The organism is Thermosulfurimonas sp., from assembly GCF_015491435.1.
In the GTDB taxonomy this organism is placed as follows: Bacteria; Desulfobacterota; Thermodesulfobacteria; order Thermodesulfobacteriales; family Thermodesulfobacteriaceae; genus Thermosulfurimonas_A.
On record NZ_WFVX01000119.1, the window covers coordinates 1 to 2,382 of the forward strand.

The 2,382-nt window shown below is 63.4% G+C and carries 2 protein-coding genes; both read right to left on the reverse strand.

All coding sequences use genetic code 11. The features are described from left to right. A partial coding sequence (locus F8J34_RS05455; RefSeq protein ID WP_297056999.1) for a universal stress protein occupies window positions 1-832 on the reverse strand: 832 nt, incomplete at its 3' end. Between the two features lie 87 nt (window positions 833-919). Then, window positions 920-2,382, reverse strand: a 1,463-nt coding sequence (locus F8J34_RS05460; protein ID WP_297057000.1) for a DUF3488 and transglutaminase-like domain-containing protein, incomplete at its 5' end; no start/stop codon positions are given.

Sequence of the window (2,382 nt, forward strand, 5' to 3'; positions counted from 1 at the left end):
CTACCACCACCGTGCCGTACCCCTCACGCCGGGCCTCGCGAAGGATGGCCGAGGCCGGGCCGAAAATGGAGCGTACGATCTTTACCCGCACCCGTTCGGAGGGGAGGCCTTCCTCCTCGAAACGTTTGCGGGCCCGTTCGAAAAAGCCCCGGGTCTCCTCTTCTTCGCTCACCTCCAGTTCGCGGGCCACCCGCTTCAGGGTCTGGGTCCGGGGCTCGGCCCCCACCCAGGGATAAACCACATGCAGCAGGGTGATCTCCACCCGTGGATCCCGGGCAAAGGTATAGGCCACGTGATCCACCACCCGGAATCCGGGCTCCCCCAGATCCACCGCCACCAGCACCCGGTGGTTCCACTCCTTTCCGGCCACCATCCACACCGGTACCCGGGCGTGCTGGGCCAGCTTATAAGAAACACTGCCCATAAACCCCTGGGTAACCCGCGAAAGACCCCGGCGCCCCACCACAATGGCATCGTAATAACCGCTTTCGGCCTCGCGGATGATTTCGTAAGCCAGATCCCCGCTCTGAAGGGAGACCTTGGTCTCCACCGCCTCCGGAGGAAGGACCGAAAAGAGGGCCTTTCCCCTTTCCGCCACCTCCCGGGCCTGGGCCAGGCTCTCGGAGATGGCCCTATCCAGGAGATCCTCCTTTTCCAGAAAACTCTTCCCCCCTCCGGACTGAAGCAGATAGCTGGGAGGCCGACGCGCGATCACACACACGGTCACCCCGAAATCCTCCCGGTGTCCGAAGACCCGATCCAGGTAGGCCACCGCCTGGCGGGAAGGCGTGGTCCCATCGTAGGCCAAAAGTACCTTATGGCGGGGCTCCATACCCGTTGCTCCCTTACGGAAGTGGAAAACACCGACTATTATTAGTTTCATACCAGGCTTTGGCCCCGGGGGCAAACCAGTGCCGGGTTATCTGGATCGAAGACGCCTGAGGATCCGGGAAAGGAGCTCCTTCTGAGCGGCCCGGGTATCCTGCCCCCCGAAGACCTCCTGATAATAGAGTTCACAGAAGGTCCGAAGCTCGGAGGAAAGATCCGGACGCTCGCGGGACACGCGCTCCAGATACTCTCCTAAGGTCTCGGAGGCCCTCCGGGGCCATCCGTACCGGGAGAATTCCCGGAGGAGACGCTCCACCGGGGTAAACCTTCTCCGCCGGAGAAGAAAAACGCCAGCCACCAGGCCCGGCCCCAGGAGAATCACCAGGGCCGGGAGCCGGATCCGGGGAGGATTCAGCCTCAGGCGGGGCCTATGTCCCAGCCCCCCGGCCAGGTGCCGAAGGAGACGCATCTGTTTCAAGAAATCGTATTCCACCACCCAGTAGTACCAGCGAAATTGCAGGTAATCCCAGAGAAGACGCCATCTCCTGAAGGGAGAGGGGCGGGGAGAGAATCCCGAGGCCGGTGTCGGATCGAAGGGCATCCATCCCTTCCCCTGGATCCAGACCTCCACCCAGGTGTGAGCGTCTTTTTCCCGCAGGAGATAATACCCGCCGAAGGGGTTCCACTGCCCGCCGGCATATCCCCCCACCACCCGGGCCGGGATCCCCAGGGTGCGCAGCAAAAAGACCATGGCCGTGGCGAAGTACTCGCAATGTCCCCGATGGGAGGAAAAGAGAAACCACAGGAGGGGTTCCCCGGAAGGAGGCCCCGGGGAAAGGGTATAGGTATAGTTTCGACGCAGGAAGGCTTCCACGGCCCGGGCGGTTTCCAGGGGGTCGGAGCGACGAAGACCTTCGGCGAGCCGTTTGAGGGAGGGACGAATCCGACGAGGGACCCGGAGGAAATCTTCTGGAGGGCTCTCCGCCGGGAAGAAAGGGGTCAGGACCACGGTGAGACGCCAGAGGGACGGTTCCAGCACCTCCCTCTTAAGGACCACCGTTCCCTCCGGACCGGGTTCGGCGACAGGTCCGCGCACCGTCTCCACCTCCAAAGGATATCCCGGAACCGGCAGGGCCCGGGTCTCCACCTGGGGCAGGATCTCCACCCTGGCCCGGGGTCCCGGTAAAGACCTCGGTCCCCCTCCCCGGCCCTTCCGGAGAGCGGTCCAGACACCCCGGTGATAGTTTCCGTACACATAGACCCGGAAATAGGGCCGGGCCGGACGGAGCCCGGAGAGCCAGCGCACCCGGAAGGCCACGCTGGGATCCTCCTGAAGGGCGGCGATCTCTCCCGGAGCCACCCGATCGGAAAGACCGGTGCGCACGGTGGAACCAAAGGGCCCGCTAAAGAGGGTATATTGCGGACGGGGGAGAAAGAGAAAATAGAATGCCGTAAGCACAAAAACCCCCAGGGTGATGAGCACCCCCAGGAAGGCCAGCCGCCGGGCCAGGGCCAGAGGGATCTTCTCCCCCTCCTGGGCGGCAAAAAGAAAGA